This is a genomic window from Solitalea lacus, from assembly GCF_022014595.1.
GTDB classification, from domain to species: domain Bacteria; phylum Bacteroidota; class Bacteroidia; order Sphingobacteriales; family Sphingobacteriaceae; genus Solitalea; species Solitalea lacus.
In genome coordinates this window covers 254,360-269,601 of sequence record NZ_CP091740.1, presented here as the reverse complement: position 1 = coordinate 269,601, position 15,242 = coordinate 254,360, and the positions used below count along the sequence as shown (strand labels likewise).

Annotated in this window: 14 protein-coding genes; 9 read left to right on the top strand and 5 right to left on the bottom strand. The window is 36.6% G+C overall.

Annotation, left to right across the window (positions count from 1 at the left end; all coding sequences use genetic code 11):
• The first annotated feature begins 11 nt into the window (after positions 1–11).
• From L2B55_RS01085 to L2B55_RS01060, 6 genes are all read left to right on the top strand, one after another.
• Positions 12–2,072 carry a kojibiose hydrolase gene (locus L2B55_RS01085; RefSeq protein WP_237848453.1) on the top strand — a complete coding sequence of 687 codons (2,061 nt, stop codon included), beginning with the start codon at positions 12–14 and terminating at the stop codon, positions 2,070–2,072.
• 137 nt (positions 2,073–2,209) lie between these two features.
• Complete coding sequence (locus tag L2B55_RS01080) at positions 2,210–3,712, top strand: calcineurin-like phosphoesterase C-terminal domain-containing protein (RefSeq protein ID WP_237848452.1); 1,503 nt, start codon at positions 2,210–2,212, stop codon at positions 3,710–3,712.
• Between the two features lie 375 nt (positions 3,713–4,087).
• On the top strand, positions 4,088–4,291 hold the full coding sequence (locus tag L2B55_RS01075; RefSeq protein ID WP_237848451.1) for a hypothetical protein: 204 nt from the start codon (positions 4,088–4,090) through the stop codon (positions 4,289–4,291).
• Positions 4,292–4,583: 292 nt separating this feature from the next.
• A complete protein-coding gene (locus tag L2B55_RS01070) occupies positions 4,584–5,330 on the top strand; it encodes an acyl-CoA desaturase (protein ID WP_237848450.1) in 747 nt (248 codons plus the stop codon).
• Positions 5,331–5,417: 87 nt separating this feature from the next.
• Entirely contained in the window at positions 5,418–5,807 is a 390-nt protein-coding gene (locus L2B55_RS01065) for a RidA family protein (protein WP_237848449.1), read from the top strand.
• Positions 5,808–5,965: 158 nt separating this feature from the next.
• Entirely contained in the window at positions 5,966–7,273 is a 1,308-nt protein-coding gene (locus L2B55_RS01060) for an NAD(P)/FAD-dependent oxidoreductase (protein WP_237848448.1), read from the top strand.
• Positions 7,274–7,307: 34 nt separating this feature from the next.
• Here L2B55_RS01060 and L2B55_RS01055 read toward each other — a convergent pair whose 3' ends face one another.
• Positions 7,308–7,469, bottom strand: coding sequence for a hypothetical protein (locus L2B55_RS01055; RefSeq protein WP_237848447.1), 162 nt, complete (start codon positions 7,467–7,469; stop codon positions 7,308–7,310).
• A gap of 73 nt (positions 7,470–7,542) precedes the next feature.
• Between L2B55_RS01055 and L2B55_RS01050 the strand changes: the two genes are divergently transcribed.
• On the top strand, positions 7,543–8,331 hold the full coding sequence (locus L2B55_RS01050) for a DUF1365 domain-containing protein (RefSeq protein ID WP_237848446.1): 789 nt from the start codon (positions 7,543–7,545) through the stop codon (positions 8,329–8,331).
• A gap of 10 nt (positions 8,332–8,341) precedes the next feature.
• Here the strand turns inward: L2B55_RS01050 and L2B55_RS01045 are convergent, their stop codons facing one another.
• Positions 8,342–8,548, bottom strand: a complete 207-nt coding sequence (locus tag L2B55_RS01045; RefSeq protein WP_237848445.1) for an RNA-binding S4 domain-containing protein — start codon at positions 8,546–8,548, stop codon at positions 8,342–8,344.
• Between the two features lie 180 nt (positions 8,549–8,728).
• Here L2B55_RS01045 and rbfA point away from each other — a divergent pair, with 180 nt between their 5' ends.
• Positions 8,729–9,100, top strand: a complete 372-nt coding sequence (rbfA, locus tag L2B55_RS01040) for a 30S ribosome-binding factor RbfA (protein ID WP_237848444.1) — start codon at positions 8,729–8,731, stop codon at positions 9,098–9,100.
• A 41-nt stretch (positions 9,101–9,141) separates the two neighbouring features.
• On the opposite strand, the gene L2B55_RS01035 is transcribed toward rbfA, so the two are convergent.
• Positions 9,142–12,027 (bottom strand): tetratricopeptide repeat protein, encoded by a 2,886-nt coding sequence (locus L2B55_RS01035; protein WP_237848443.1) that lies wholly within the window; start codon positions 12,025–12,027, stop codon positions 9,142–9,144.
• 205 nt (positions 12,028–12,232) lie between these two features.
• Here L2B55_RS01035 and L2B55_RS01030 point away from each other — a divergent pair, with 205 nt between their 5' ends.
• Positions 12,233–12,463, top strand: coding sequence for a hypothetical protein (locus tag L2B55_RS01030; RefSeq protein WP_237848442.1), 231 nt, complete (start codon positions 12,233–12,235; stop codon positions 12,461–12,463).
• Positions 12,464–12,606: 143 nt separating this feature from the next.
• Here the strand turns inward: L2B55_RS01030 and L2B55_RS01025 are convergent, their stop codons facing one another.
• The gene (locus L2B55_RS01025; RefSeq protein ID WP_237848441.1) at positions 12,607–13,803 is read right to left on the bottom strand and encodes a DUF1501 domain-containing protein; all 1,197 of its coding nucleotides are present in this window, start codon (positions 13,801–13,803) and stop codon (positions 12,607–12,609) included.
• Positions 13,804–13,833: 30 nt separating this feature from the next.
• Positions 13,834–15,228, bottom strand: a complete 1,395-nt coding sequence (locus L2B55_RS01020) for a DUF1800 domain-containing protein (RefSeq protein ID WP_237848440.1) — start codon at positions 15,226–15,228, stop codon at positions 13,834–13,836.
• Positions 15,229–15,242: the final 14 nt, after the last annotated feature.

Genomic DNA, 15,242 nt, shown 5'->3' with positions numbered 1-15,242 from the left:
CCAATGTACGAATGCGAAAATTCATACTGCACTTAATTACAGCTTTTGTATTTATTTTTTTTAATGCTAATGCTCAGGTTAACCCCTGGATAATCAAAGCCGACAAGATCGACCCATCCAATTATTCCGGGGTAAGTGTTGCCAATGGAATGATTGGTATTGTTTCATCACCAGAGCCTTTTAAAGTTAAAAACATTGTACTCGCTGGGGCGTATGACCTTTATGGCCGGGGGCGCGTAAGTAACTTTATTAACAGTATTAATTTGTTGAATATGGGCTTGTCAGTAGATGGGAAGTCAATTTCGGTAAATAATATCAACAACTTTACTCAACATCTGAATATGAAGAAAGGAAGTTTCACTTCTTCATTTAATGTTGGTGAAAAGGCTACTGTAAGTTATACTGTTTATTCATTAAGGCACTTGCCTTATTCGGTACTGGTTGATGTAAGTATAAGCGCCAGTCAAGATTTGGAGATAAGCGCTGTTAATAACATGGAAACTCCTGATGCATTACGTGATGCCCAAAATTACTTTAATGAGATTGCTCGTTCGCATGTAAGTATCAGTTTGCTTACCACAACGGCTAAAAGTCCTACCGGTAAAATTGGGTTGGCAGCATCAACCACCTTTTTATTTGATGAACCTAAAGATCGGCAGCCAAACATAATTCATGCTATGTATGATAATAATAAACATAGCATGCGCTTTACAAAGAAAATAAAAGCAGGAACTACCTATTCATATGCAATAGCAGGTGCTATTTTGAGTACAGCTCATTATCCCGATCCATTAAATGAAGCTGAGCGACTTACAATTTTTGCAAAAATGGAAGGTAAGCAACGCTTAATTAGTTTGCATAACAAGGCTTGGGATGATTTATGGAAAAGTGATATTTTGATAGAAGGGGATGATCAGGCCCAGCAAGATGTTAGAAGCATGCTGTATCATTTGTATGCTTTCTCGCGCCAAGGCTCCGGAATGTCTCTGTCGCCAATGGGATTATCGGGTTTAGGATATAACGGACACGTTTTTTGGGATACCGACATTTGGATGTTCCCTCCTTTGTTGGTTTTACACCCCGAAATCGCAGAATCGTTAATTGATTACCGGTTTAATCGATTAGAGGCGGCTAAGCAAAATGCATTTGCCCATGGTTATAAAGGCGCAATGTATCCTTGGGAAAGTGCTGAATCAGGCGACGAAGAAACGCCTGTTTGGGCGTTAAGTGGTCCGTTTGAGCATCATGTAACAGGATGTGTTGCTTTTGCTGCCTGGAATTATTATTGTGTTACACAGGATAGAGAATGGTTGAAAAGTAAAGGTTGGCCAATAATTGAAGCTACTGCCGATTTTTGGGCTAGTCGTGTTGAACGAAACGGCCCCTATAAATTTGATATAAAAAATGTTGTAGCAGCTGATGAGTGGGCCGAAAATGTAGATAATGATGCCTATACAAATGCCGTAGCCAAAGTAAATCTGGAAATTGCTAACCAAGCTGCAAAGCTATTGGGTAAATCAGAAAATGCCGATTGGAGCCTAGTAGCTAAAAATATTCCTATTCTTCAATTTCCTGACGGCGTTACCCGTGAACACGTCACCTATAATGGAGAACCAATTAAGCAGGGTGATGTGAATTTGTTGGCTTATCCGCTTAAAGCAATCTCTAATGAAGAGCAAATCAAGAAGGATCTTGAATACTACCAAACAAGGGTTCCTGTTTCAGGTACTCCAGCGATGACTCAGGCAATTTTTTCCTTGCTCTATGCACGTTTGGGAGATGAGAAACAAGCCTATCATTATTTCCTGGATGCATTTGTTCCAAATTTAAATCCTCCTTTCAGGGTAATTGCAGAAACCAAAGGCGGAACAAACCCTTATTTCGTAACTGGTGCCGGCGGGGTATTGCAAGCGGTTTTAATGGGGTTTGGAGGATTAGATATTACACCAAAAGGCATACAACAAGTAAAAAGTAAACTGCCTGCTCATTGGAAATCATTAACAATAAAAGGAGTGGGACTACAGAAAAAACTTTATGAGATAAGGCCCACAGCCACATTGAAGGAGAAGTAAAGAGGACTCAGATGTTTGAAGGAACTAACATTAGCTTGTCATGCTGAGGTACGAGGCATCAGTTAATTTAATGGACTTCTGTTATGTTCCGCATTATCCCTCGGAAGACGCTCTGTTTAATTAAATGACTCATTCATATGTTCAGAAGAGATTTTATTAAAAATATTGGCCTGTTAGGAGCAGCAGTTTCTGTGCCGGTTGGTGTAGTTAACGCAGTTGATAAAAATGATGATCCAACAACAATTGGTGTTGCCGAAATTGTTTTAAAGGGACAGGTTTTGGGTCAAGGGCAAGGCGTAGCCGGAGTTTCGGTAACTGATGGCATTAACGTTACACGAACAGATACAAAAGGAAATTATCGTTTGCTGAGCAATAAAACCGCTCAGTTTGTTTATATCTCTATCCCTTCGGGGTTTCAGATAGCAAATGAAAATGGTATTGCCAGGTTTTATGTGCCTGTTGATAAGAAAGAAAAGAGCTTTACAACCAATTTTAATCTGGTAAAACTGGAGCAGCCGGATATAAAACATCAGTTCGCCGTTTGGGCCGATCCTCAAATTCAGAATAAAAAAGATGCTGACTTACTTTTAACAACCACCGCCCCTGATTTGCGTGAACTTGTAAAGAGCTACGGAGATAGTGCATTGTTTCATGGCATTTGCTGTGGTGACTTGGTGTTTGATAAACATGAACTTTTTGCTGATTACAAGCAGGCTGTAGCCGTAGCAGGTATTCCATTCTTTCAGGTTCTGGGTAATCATGATATGGATTTTGTGGATGTTCGCAGTGATGAGCAGTCGACAGAAACCTTTAAAAGCATTTTCGGGCCCACTTATTACTCGTTTAATCGAGGTAAAGTACATTATGTAGTGCTTGATAATGTATTTTCCATTGGAGCAGGAAAAAGATACATTGGCTATTTAACCGAAGCTCAATTAAGCTGGTTGGAGCAAGATTTGGCGTATGTATCTAAAGATACCCTTGTTATTGTAACTATGCATATTCCGTCTGATTCAGGCGAGAAGAGTCGACTAGGATTGAAAGAAGAGAGTATTTCAGGCGTCTTGTCGAATCGGAAACAGCTGTACAAAATTTTGGAACCATTTAATGCTCATATCATTTCTGGGCATACTCATTGGAATGAAAACTTAGTCATCAGCGATCGGTTGATGGAACATAATCTTGGTACGGCATGCGGTGCATGGTGGAGTGGTCCGTGTTGCGGCGATGGAACGCCAAACGGCTATGGTATTTTTGAAGTGGATGAAACCCGTTTAACTTGGTTCTATAAATCAACCGGAAAAAATAAAAATCATCAATTTTGTGTGTACGAAAAAGGATATCATAAAAGTTATCCTGATCATGTTTTGGTAAACGTTTGGAATTGGGATGAAAAATGGAAAGTAGAATGGTTGGAAGATGGTGCAGAGAAAGGTGAAATGGAACGAATTGCCGATTTTGATCCGCAAACTCTTGAACTTTACCAGGGTTCAACTTTGCCAGCCTATCGCAAATGGGTAGAACCAATAAAAACAGAACATCTGTTTATGCTAAAACCTTCAACATCTGCAAAACTTATTATGATTCGTGTAAGAGATAGATTTGGAAATGTTTATACAGAGGCTAAAGTACTAAGCTAAGTGAGGATAACAATTCTTTATAACAGAGCGGCAGAAAGGCCGCTTTTTTTGAAGAATACATAGAGTTTGTTTAAAAATAGATAGTGTATAGGGTTAGATAAAATGACAACAACCAGTCCTTACAATAAAAGCAATATCAAGCAGAAATGGGGGTGCTTGAGGCTGTTCAGTTTTGTAATAAATTTAATCAATAAACAAGAAGTCCGAAGGCTGGGATCATGGTAGTTTAATCCCTATTGAACAGATAATTAATACTCATTTAATTGCAAGTAATTGCTCAAAATGATAAAAAGGTTGTCTTTGTTATTGCCGACGGAATTCCTGCAGATGTTATGGAAAAACTCAATCTGCCTAATTTTAAGCAAATTATTAAAGATGGAGCCTATACCAGAATGTATGTTGGGAGAAAAGGGAGGATATAGTGAAACTCCTACGATTTCAGCTGTGGGGTATAATAGTTTGTTAACAGGAGTATGGTTTAACAAACATAATGTGCCCGATAATGATATTAAAAATCCTAACTACAACTATCAAAAAATTTTCAGGCTGTTTAAGGAGCAGGAGATAAGAAATAAATAATTCATTGTTTGCAGAAAACAGGAAATGATCAATTTTCAAATGTCTTTAATCAGTTTAGATTAATTTCAGATCAATTCCTTACCTTTGCCCCCGAAATTTGCTAAGCCTTATGACCTTGCTATTCTGTCATAATCAATTGTTTAGCTAATAGGCGAGTTCTTTATATTCTAAAATATAGCTGCGGTCTTTTCTCAGGTAGATAAATCCTTATGAAAAGACTGTTATTGTTTTTATATAAATTATGCTTGCATAATAATTTAATAGAATCTTTTAACCGATTAATTACTGCACAGTGCCAATTTTAATTTTCTTTTTGTGTCATTGGTTTATTTCCTTGTTTTTCCAAACTTTCTTTCTGCATCGTTATGCTTCGCATAAAATGTTTACTACTAATAAATTTTGGGAAAGAACATTTTATTTCATGACTTTCCTGTTTCAAGGATCATCTTTTTTAAATCCTCGGGCCTATGCAATTATGCACCGCATGCACCATGCATATTCAGATACAGAGAAAGATCCGCATTCTCCCCACTTTTTTGACGATGTATGGCAAATGATGCTTGAAACTCGCCGCATTTATAATGCTTACGTTACCCGGTTAAAAGAACCTGAAAACGAATTTAAAGGTAATTATCCTGAATGGGCATGGCTTGATAAATTTGGCGATTCACTGATTACTCGCTCTTTCATGGGGATAATTTATGTTGCTGTGTATGCCTATTTTATTTTTGGTTTAGGCTATTCTCCATTTTTCTTTTTGCTATTGCCAATTCATTGGTTAATGGGACCTATTCATGGAGCAGTTGTAAATTGGTGTGGACATAAATACGGATACTCAAATTTTGATAATGGTGATAAATCAAAGAATACGACTCCAATAGAATTTTTAATGTTAGGTGAATTGTTTCAAAATAATCACCATAAATTTCCTAACAGTCCGAATTTTGCAAAAAAATGGTGGGAATTTGATCCAGTTTATCCTGTAATGAAAGTACTTCATTGGGTAAGGATTATTCAAATTAGAAAAGTTACTGCTTAAAATATATAAAGCCTTCGTATTCACGAAGGCTTTTTTATTGACCGGTATTGAATAAAAAGTTATTTTGATTTATTATTTCAACTAATTATGAAAAGGGAAAACATTAGTTCAGGGGCCAAATGGGAAGATATTGTTGGCTACAGCCGTGCAGTAAAAATTGGAAACATTGTTGAAGTTTCGGGCACTACAGCTGTTGTAGAGGGAAATATCGTAGGTGTAAATAATTTCTATCTGCAAACAAAAACAGTTCTTCAAAAAATAAGCGATTCATTAGAAAAGGCGGGAGCAAGTATGAATGATGTAGTGCGCACTCGTATATACGTAACTGATATTAATTATTGGGAAGAAATTGGTCGTGCACATGCAGAATTTTTTAAAGATATAAAGCCGGCAACATCCATGATTGAAATAAAAGCTCTTATTGACCCATTATTGCTCGTCGAAATTGAAGCTACGGCTATTATAGCACCAGAGTAGTTTCTTTCTTAGAAATTGTCTCCATAAACGTATTTATACCTCTATTCAATTATTGAGAAAACGTAGTAATACGCAAAATGAAAAGAATTGATGCAAAATGTGTTTAGTTGAATTATTTTAACATCAATTCAATAAACTTATACAGCAGATAACTTTTCATGAAGCAAAAACTGGCGATAATTGGTTCGGGGATAGCAGGATTAGGTGCAGCATATCACCTTAAAGACTATTATGATGTTACAGTAATTGAACAAAACAAAACTGTGGGAGGGCATGCTCATACCATAAGTATTAAGGAAGGAGATAAATTAGTTCCAATTGATACAGCTTTTATGGTTTTCAATAAAAACATGTATCCTAATTTATATAATCTATTTTCTGAACTTAATATACCTATTAAAAAAACCGAGGTTTCTTTTGGTATTCAGCAAAAAAGAACCGAAAGAGAATACTTGACTTCAAGTATAAACGGCATGTTGGCTCAAAGGGGAAATATTTTTAATATAGACCATTTGAACCTAATGCTTCAAATAATAAAGCTAAATAAAAATTGTGGGAGTGATTTAGATAGCAACAAGTTTGCAAATTATAGCCTCAAACAATACGTCAATGAAAAAGGCTTTAGTTATAGCTTGTTAGAAAATTTTTTGGTTCCGGTTTGTTCAGGAATTTGGTCACTTCCTCCACATAAAGCAAATGAGTTTCCGTTTGAATTTCTAGTTCGTTTTCTTAAAAACTGCGGCATTTTGGGCGATCATGGCAATAATGATTGGTATACCGTTGAAAATGGCAGCCAGACTTACATTAAGGTTTTAACTCAAATAATTGAGAAAAATATACAAACCAATCGTAAGGTTGTATACGTAAAGCGACAGAAAGATCTTGATAGGGGTGGGGTTGTTTTATATTTTGAAGATGGTACTTATGAGAAATATCATAAAGTTGTATTCGCCTGTAATGCCGAACAAGTCTTGAGAATTTTAGAAGATGATGCAACAAATTTGGAATACAGCTTGCTACGTAATTTTAAAGTTGAAACGAATACTGTAAAACTTCACACCGATGAGTCAGTTATGCCTAAAAATAAAAGGGCATGGGGTGGATGGAATTACAGGGTTGAAATGGGCAGAACTACTGCAATTTATTGGCTAAATAGGTTACAACAAATAAACGCAAGCCAAAATTATTTTATATCAATTAATGACACTGGATTGGTTGCAGAGGATAAAGTGCTGAAAACTATAGATCGTGAGCAACCTGTTTTTGATTTAAAGGCTATTAAGGCACAGGAATATTTGCCTAAACTTAATCAAGTGCCTGAAAATGAGGGTATGGAAAAAACCACGTATTTTTGTGGTAGTTATTTCAAATACGGGTTTCATGAGGATGCATACACTTCAGCAATAAATTGTTCAAATGCCCTAATAGGGCAAATGAAATATTCACAAGTTGAAATATATAAATGAATTGGGCCGGTTGATTTTTCGGCCCAGCTAAATATTAATGATGGCTATCTTCTTCGTGTGAAGGATTTTCCAATTCGTGTTTACGTTGTTTTTCGAAAACAAGGATAATACAAATAGGTAAAATTAACCCTATAGCAATTACAGAAGGAATCACGTATTGAGCCGGAGCAAGATAAGCCGCTAATGTTGATAACATAATCTTTAAAAATATTTAGCGCAAAAATAAAAAAGCCTGAGCAAAAATTAAGTTAAATTAGAATAAAACTTCTATGAATTCCTGTTTGTACGAATGTTTGGTAATGCATAATCGTTTAGAACCTCGCAAAAGCAGGTTTTATTACAAGAATATTATGTTCTACCTCAACCTGGATGAAATTGATCTGATTGCCCGTAAACGTTGGTTTTTCAGTCGAAATAAGTTTAATATCTTCAACTTCAGAGATGCTGATCATTTAAAAAATGATGAAACAGCAAACCATGAATCAATAAAAGATAGAATTGTTGCTCGATTTGAAGAAAACGGTATTGCGGTTGGAAGTCAGCGTATTATGCTTTTAACCAATGTTTGTACCTTTGGTTACTTGTTTAATCCTGTATCTTTCTATTTTTTGATGGATGAATACAGTGATCCCGTTTGTGCAATTGTTGAAATTAAAAACAAAATCGGCGAACAACGGAATTATTTTATAGGTCGGGAAAATTTGAGAGGTCACCGCTTCTTCCTAGATACACCTAAATTTTATGGATCTCCATTTATCAGTAATAATGTAAACGTTCATTTTAATCTGGAAGTTCCCGGCAAATTGTTCTCAATTAAAATTGATGATCAAAATGTTGAAGGACGCAGAATGTTTATAAGCACCATGATGGGGAAAAAATGCAAATTAAATGCACTAAATCTCCTTTGGTTTGCAATTGTGTTTCCATTTGTAACACTACGAATGGTTACACTATTGCGTTGGCACTCAATAAAATTGATGTTCAAAATTATTATTAGTCCAAACTCATTTGGTAATCAGGACGTTCAGCGTGAAACTTACAAGCCTTACCGTCCTTAATAAATGGTTTTTATTCAAGTTTAATATTTCCAAAGGGAGTTTCTATTACATCCCCTGCTTTTAATTTAGCTCGTTTGCGGGTTTCAACAGCGCCATTAACTTTTATCTGATTTGCCTCAACCAAGGCTTGAGCATGCCCGCCGTTTTCGGCAATACCGGAAGCTTTTAGCAATTTAATCAGCTCTATATATTCCGTATTTAATTTAAATGAAGTCATCTTATAAAAATTTAAGGAGGCAAAGATAAAGAAATAACACTCATAGCTTGATTAATGAACTTTTCACAAGTCTAAAGCTGAGAAGTAAAAATTACGCATATCTTGTTACCTTTGGAAATGTGAAGAAAAATATCCGGCTGGGTGCTTGGATATGGCACTAATATTAATGAAATTGTAGAGATGGAATCGAAAAGACAATTAAAATTTGCCCGTCAGATACAAAAGGACTTAGCGGATCTTTTTCAGCAAGAAAGCAGTAGTCTTTTCCCTGGTAATTTTGTAACTGTGACCAAAGTTCGAGTAACACCTGATTTAGGTATTGCACGCATATACCTAAGTTTCTTAAATACTCAAATTGCGCAGCAGTCGCTAAATTCAGTGAAGGCTCAACAGGGTGAAATAAGGTATAAATTGGCCAAAAAAATCAAGGATCAAGTACGTGTTATTCCTGAGCTGGAATTCTTTGTGGATGACACTCAAGAATATGTTATGAAAATGAATAAGTTGTTTGATGAAATTGAAAAACAACCCAAATCATCGGAAGAAGAATAAAAAAGAAAGGTGAACGATATATTGTTCACCTTTCTTTTTTATTATTTAAATGAGGGTCCTGGTTTTATTTTCAAGTCCATTAATCCATCAAACAAGGCATTGGCCTCTTTGGTATAACCCATCGCCCGGTAATACTTAAGCAAATCAAATACTGCTTTAAAATGATATGGGTTTGCAGCAATTGCAAGTTTATACTCATCGGCAGCCTCAATCATTTCTCCTTTACCCTCTCTAAGTTTAGCCTTGGTATAAAAATAATCAGCCCTTGAAAAATTATCAGATGCTTTTGGTAATGAATTAAATAAGTTTTCGGCAGTGCCAACTCTATTTATGTTTGCCAGAAGGCGTATAAGTCGAGTTTGATACCTTGAGATTGATCTTTGATCTTTTATTAAAGGTTCAATAAAATAAGTAGCCGAATCAGCATCCCCGCTTTGATAGTAGTATTCGGCAATACGCAGCGTGAAATCGGGGCGGGGAGTGCCGGCGGCATTTAATAACTTTTGAGCTGATTGCAAGGTTGCAATAGCATTGTCATATCGTTTATTGTTGGCAAGCGCATCTGCATACTGTCCTAATAGTTCATAGTTTTGGGCTTTTTGCTCAACTTGTTTTTTCAATGTTTCAAGAGCTTCATTATAACCTAACTCAGCTCTGGTAACAGCTGCATACGCAATTTGCTCCTCCCGGTTGTCTCTTAAATAAGTAGAAGTTACAGGAACTGATTTAATAAAGTCATCAGCAGCAAAAACTGCATCAGCAATTAATGCGTTGCGGGTATAAAATTGTTCTATTGTATTTACCAATTCTGCTTTAACCATTGGATCACTCTCAAGGCTAAGAGCCTTGTTGTATAAAGCAGTCTCAGTTTGTATTGATGCAGAAGAGTTACCCTGATTCAGCGATTGAGATTCCAATAGTTTAGCTTTTGAAACATAAAGCGGGGCGTAATTTGGGTTTATTGTCTCCGCTTTTTTCAACAAAGATTGGGAAGCCTCAAAATTGCCTGTGACAGAATGATGATCTGCATAAGCTAGCAATACTGGAAGGTAATTGCTATCATATTGTAAGGCTGTGTCAAGCAATGCTGTATTTGGGGCCTTACGGTTTTCGGTGTTATTAAATATATTAAGATAAACCTGGGCCCAGTTGCTCTTTAAAGCCTTGCTATCACCAGAAATGGCAGCTTGTTCTTTTTTTACCATTGCAGCTATGAAATTATATAAGCCAGGATCCTTTGTTTTAAGATCATGTGAGGTGCACATCGACTTAAAATCAAGAGGATGAACCTTCTCAACTTCAAAATAGGCCGGATATGCTTGTGCATAATACTCATGTTCATTATTAGCTGAATAGTAGTCTAGCATTCTGTTTTCAGCCATCGCTTTTAAATACAATGAGCGAATTGTTCTTAGTTCATCATCTGTTAATGCTTTCATGTGAAATAAATGCACAAACTCATGCAGTAACACATTTCGTTCTCTATAAGCACCACGCTCAACATATTCAATTCCGGCGGCCCCACTGCCAACACCACGGATATCCATCCATTGGCGGTTATCAAAAGTTGTAGCAGTTCTGAAATAATTGCTGTTCATGGCAGTTGCCAAATCAACATGTAACGGGGGGACTGCAAATGTTAAATTTTGCTTTGACAATAATGGATAGTAGGCTGAAGCCGAATACATTTGGCTGGCCACCCATTTTTTTACAGTTTCTCCAGTATAATAGTTTATATCAGGAAAAACAGCTAAAAATCCTTTTTCATTATTTATTTGAAGTGATTTTAAGGCAGTTTCAATAGAATCATAACTAGCTAGATAAGGAATTCGCTTCGATTTTATTACTGCAGCTAAGCCATTATGTGCTGGTCCATAGTTCTTTTTCTTTGCCAGAATGCTTAAAAAAATTGCCTGGGCCGAATCCAATCGCTGTTGACGATTCATATTAAAGGCCATATAATAAATTGAACCACGCATCATGGCCGGAAGAACCGAGTTTGGATATTTCTTCTCAACAAGGCGTGTAGCATCAATAGCCTCCTGAAGTTTATGGTTTTTAATCAGTTGCTCTGATGCAGCAAGCTCTTTGTTCACAGCATCATCATTTTTTTCTGCATAGTTAGAGTATGTTTGGGTGGTATGGCCATTGCCCCAATGCCAGTGAGTTTGAAAATGAATCGGGTTAATGGCGATAGCCAATTGCCACTGTGCTTCCATTTTTAATAACTGCGTGGCATCGCGTCTCCTCCAAATGGCATAACCATAATTGAATCGGGCATCGGCATTAAATGGATCAAGCTCAAGCGCTTTTTTTAAAGGAGTTTCTGCTAATTCTGGTTTTTGATTCCAGAAATGAACATCAGATTCCAGTAGGCACACGTCTGAATTTTGGGGAAATTGCTGCTGTAATTCTTTCGCAATCTTTAAGGCGTCATCATATCTTTTTTGCAATAATCTTACACGGCCGAGTTGAAGCATGGCCTCAGCATACAAAGGTTTATCTTTTAGAACAGTGATTTGTTCACAGGTTTGAGCTGCTTCAGATAACTTCCAAGCCCAGGTTTCCAGTTGTGCTTTTAACAATAAAGCTTTCGGATTTTCTTTTCTGCGCAGTAGCACTCCATTGACTAGTGAGTCAGCTTTTCTGAAATCATTGGTAATTAAAAAATATTCAGCATTTACCAACCGCATTTCTATACCTGGGTTCTTATCTGCTGAGATTAGTTGCAAAGCATCGTTCCACATACCTAATTTAAGCATGCGTTCAATTTTCGGTTCAGGTTTTAACTCTTTATTGGTTAATAACGAGGCACGCTCTTTATCTAAAGCTCGCTTTGCGGCAGCTGTACTATCCGGGTTTATTGCTGACGAATTTAGACCTAGAGCTGTAAATAATGCAACTAAACAAACTTCTTTAATCTTCATTGCTAGGTTGTAAGTACTTTAAAATTCGGTTCGGAACAAATTTGGCGTAATAATCCAATTTGAAATGCAAAATGTCAAATTTTTTAAAATAAAGTTCTTAAATTATGATATGATTCAAAATTTAATATTTAACGAATTGTTAATCAAAAATTTTCAAACAGTTTAATTAAGTCGGGTATCTTGCTTGAAACAAATGAATGCGCTCATGATACAAATCAAAAACAACCCCACAACTCCGCAAGCTAATTTTAAGACGTCATCTGAAAAACAGGAAACAACTAGTATTGGGCTGATTTTTCATATCGATCAGTTAGCAGAAAAGCGATTTCAGGATTTTGAAAGGCATTATGTAAGTAGAAACATTTATTTCAGCGATAAAGTACAAGAACGCTGGGACGATTTTTTTGATAACCTAGATGACCTTAGGTTAAAATAAAATTCTACAATTATATTAATTTGCAGTATATTTGTAAAGTTAATCTATAAGCCATCGAGACAAATCCAGATACGCGCAAGCGGTGGGGCCAATGAGAAAAGGCCCTTTTTTATTTCCCAGAAGTCATGGTTGATTGCTTCTCCTTAAACAAGGCTTAAGGGTTTGAAACCAGGATTGATTATTTTATCATTTGTTATTCCCAACCAATTGTTCAAAACTGTAGCATACACATTTCTGAAATCAATCTGGTATTTTATATCACCGTTATCTAAATCATTCAGGTTCGGTGCAGTGTTAAATATTCCTGCTTTTTTAAGCTTTCCACTAAATAGAAACAAATTGTTGGCAGTTCCATGGTCCGTTCCTCCACTGGCATTTTGTGAAACTCTTCTTCCAAATTCAGAAAAGGTCATAATCAAAGTATCATCAAAATTGCGGGTTGATTTTAAATCTTTTATGAAAGCGGCAACTGCTTCGGAAAAAGCTTTTAATAGGCGCGATTGTTGTCCGCGCTGCGCAATATGAGTATCAAACCCACTCAGTGAAACATAATAAACACGGGTTGAAAGGCCTGAGTTAATGAATGTTGCAATGGTTTTAAGCTCATTGGCGAACTGAGAAATCGGATATATTGCCGTGTTTTTATAAAGCTTTGCCGTATCATTGATGTATTGAGCCGAGGAATAAGTTTCTATCAGTGTTTTATACAAATAACCCAAATTATCCTCATTAAGAAGGTTTTGCTTGGCATCATTTACCGCCATCTTAAAAAATGGTTCGCGTGTGGTTCGGTATAACTGTTCACTGTTTTTTACGGCAATACCTTTGTTAGTAATTCCTTTTAAGGCTAGTGATAAAGATTCATCTACTTCAATTGCTGTATGTGGAGATTTGCACTCGGCACAGTTAGAATCCAGGTAACGACCAATCCAGCCAGTTGGGAGATATTCGTCAGAACCACTGGCAGTATGCCAAATGTCCATGGAGCGGAAATGCGAACGATCGGGGTTTGGATAACCAACGCCATTTAAAATACTCATTTGTCCCTGGTCATAAACCTCCCGTAATGCATCCATGGCAGGATTAAATCCTTGGTAATTATTTAACTTGATGACCTCATTTTCTGCAATATTTAACGAAGGACGTTTTTTGTAATAAAGGTCATCTCCAAATGGTACAATTGTGTTTAAACCGTCATTCCCTCCTGAAAGCTGAATAATCACCAATCGCTTAAAACCGATGTTGTCAGCTGCAATCAATTCTAAGGGCTTTATAAAAGATGGGATTAAAAATGCTCCTGATGCCAGTGCTGTATTTTTAAGAAAATCTCTGCGTTTCATACAGTTATTATTGAAAAAATGGGTAATACCCTAGCAAAGTTGATACTCAGGCATTGATACCAATTGTATAATCAGTTCCTTTACCGTTTTGGATGATAATTCGGATAACAGATTTAGCTTTCTCTTTGCTAAATCAGGAGCAAGTAAATAATCGATCAATTGTTCCTGACTCATGGATTGTGGCAGTTCTTGCATAAATTGGTCCCAGTCTGGAGTCGCTTTCACTCTGCGTTGTATTTGAGTAGTCATTTTTTTCATCATGGCCAGTTGTGCTTCTTCCTCTGGGTCTGGTTTACCGGCTAATTCAATAACGCCATTATTTAAAATGACCGAAGGAATTTTTAACCGGTACATGAGTGTTGAGCTGTCAATCCAGTTTTTTCCACCTGGCCAGCCGCTTACATTGGGTGGATAGAAAAGCATTTGACCTAGCGCCCTTTGTAAAAAAAGCAGCATATCAGTGCTTTCGTAGCTTATATAAAACTGACGGTTTAAACCAACAATGAATTCTATTGGAGACTTGATATTGGCACCAATATTTTCTGAAGCATAAAACCAATCAGCCGTAAAAAGTAAGACCATTGTACTCCCAATGTTATAATTGGACTGATAAAAATGCTCCGCAAGTATGTTCACATGTTGTGGGTTTATTTTATCATTAACAAAAAACTTATACAGTTTGGTGCAGATGAATTGGGATGTTTCCTTATGTTTAAGAATAATGTCGATGATGTCAGTTCCGTCAAAATTACCGGTTTGTTCCATAAAAGTTTTCGGTCCAAAATCGTGTTGGTTAGCTCTGAACACAAACTCGGTGGTTAATGGCTTAAATCCCCATCCGGTAAAGGCTCGTGCTGCTTCTTTAACATCCTTTTCGGTATAATTGCCACGGCCAATCGTAAAAAGCTCCATTAGTTCACGGGCAAAGTTTTCATTAGGGCTATCTTTACGGTTTTGTTGATTATTAAGAAATGCAAGCATGGCAGGAGATCTGGAAACCTGCACCAACAATTCCTTAAAATTTCCCAAGCCATAGTTGCGCATAATATTGTTGAGCTGCTGATTATGAATTGGATTGAAACTTCTACAAGCGAAATGACCGTGCCAAAACAAAGTCATTTTCTCACGTAATTGAGCATTTGTAACGCTCATTTGCTGAATCCAACGGGTGTTAAGGTTTTCAGTACTTTCTTTAAAAAACTTACGCATTGCCTTACGATTTTCCTCACTCATCATTTCCTTTCCCTTCATTTCTTCCAAATCGAGGTTTAAATCTAACTGAGAATAATCATTAGATTCTTCAAAAATTGCCTTAACTATTTTAGCAATTGGCTTATTGTGTAATTGCTGTAGTTTTTTATAAGAAATTCCAAACCCGGCGCGGGAATACAAATGTTGAATAATTTTGGCGGTAGCTTTTTCCATAAATGTCAGTTAAC

Bases quoted from the DNA above. Each gene is read 5' to 3' on its own strand.
- rbfA (WP_237848444.1), top strand. From the start codon at position 8,729: ATGGAATCGAAAAGACAATTAAAATTTGCCCGTCAGATACAAAAGGAC.
- L2B55_RS01060 (WP_237848448.1), top strand. From the start codon at position 5,966: ATGAAGCAAAAACTGGCGATAATTGGTTCGGGGATAGCAGGATTAGGT.
- L2B55_RS01020 (WP_237848440.1), bottom strand. From the start codon at position 15,228: ATGGAAAAAGCTACCGCCAAAATTATTCAACATTTGTATTCCCGCGCC.
- L2B55_RS01075 (WP_237848451.1), top strand. From the start codon at position 4,088: ATGGAGCCTATACCAGAATGTATGTTGGGAGAAAAGGGAGGATATAGT.
- L2B55_RS01085 (WP_237848453.1), top strand. From the start codon at position 12: ATGCGAAAATTCATACTGCACTTAATTACAGCTTTTGTATTTATTTTT.
- L2B55_RS01035 (WP_237848443.1), bottom strand. From the start codon at position 12,027: ATGAAGATTAAAGAAGTTTGTTTAGTTGCATTATTTACAGCTCTAGGT.
- L2B55_RS01025 (WP_237848441.1), bottom strand. From the start codon at position 13,803: ATGAAACGCAGAGATTTTCTTAAAAATACAGCACTGGCATCAGGAGCA.
- L2B55_RS01065 (WP_237848449.1), top strand. From the start codon at position 5,418: ATGAAAAGGGAAAACATTAGTTCAGGGGCCAAATGGGAAGATATTGTT.
- L2B55_RS01045 (WP_237848445.1), bottom strand. From the start codon at position 8,548: ATGACTTCATTTAAATTAAATACGGAATATATAGAGCTGATTAAATTG.
- L2B55_RS01050 (WP_237848446.1), top strand. From the start codon at position 7,543: ATGAATTCCTGTTTGTACGAATGTTTGGTAATGCATAATCGTTTAGAA.
- L2B55_RS01055 (WP_237848447.1), bottom strand. From the start codon at position 7,469: ATGTTATCAACATTAGCGGCTTATCTTGCTCCGGCTCAATACGTGATT.
- L2B55_RS01030 (WP_237848442.1), top strand. From the start codon at position 12,233: ATGATACAAATCAAAAACAACCCCACAACTCCGCAAGCTAATTTTAAG.
- L2B55_RS01080 (WP_237848452.1), top strand. From the start codon at position 2,210: ATGTTCAGAAGAGATTTTATTAAAAATATTGGCCTGTTAGGAGCAGCA.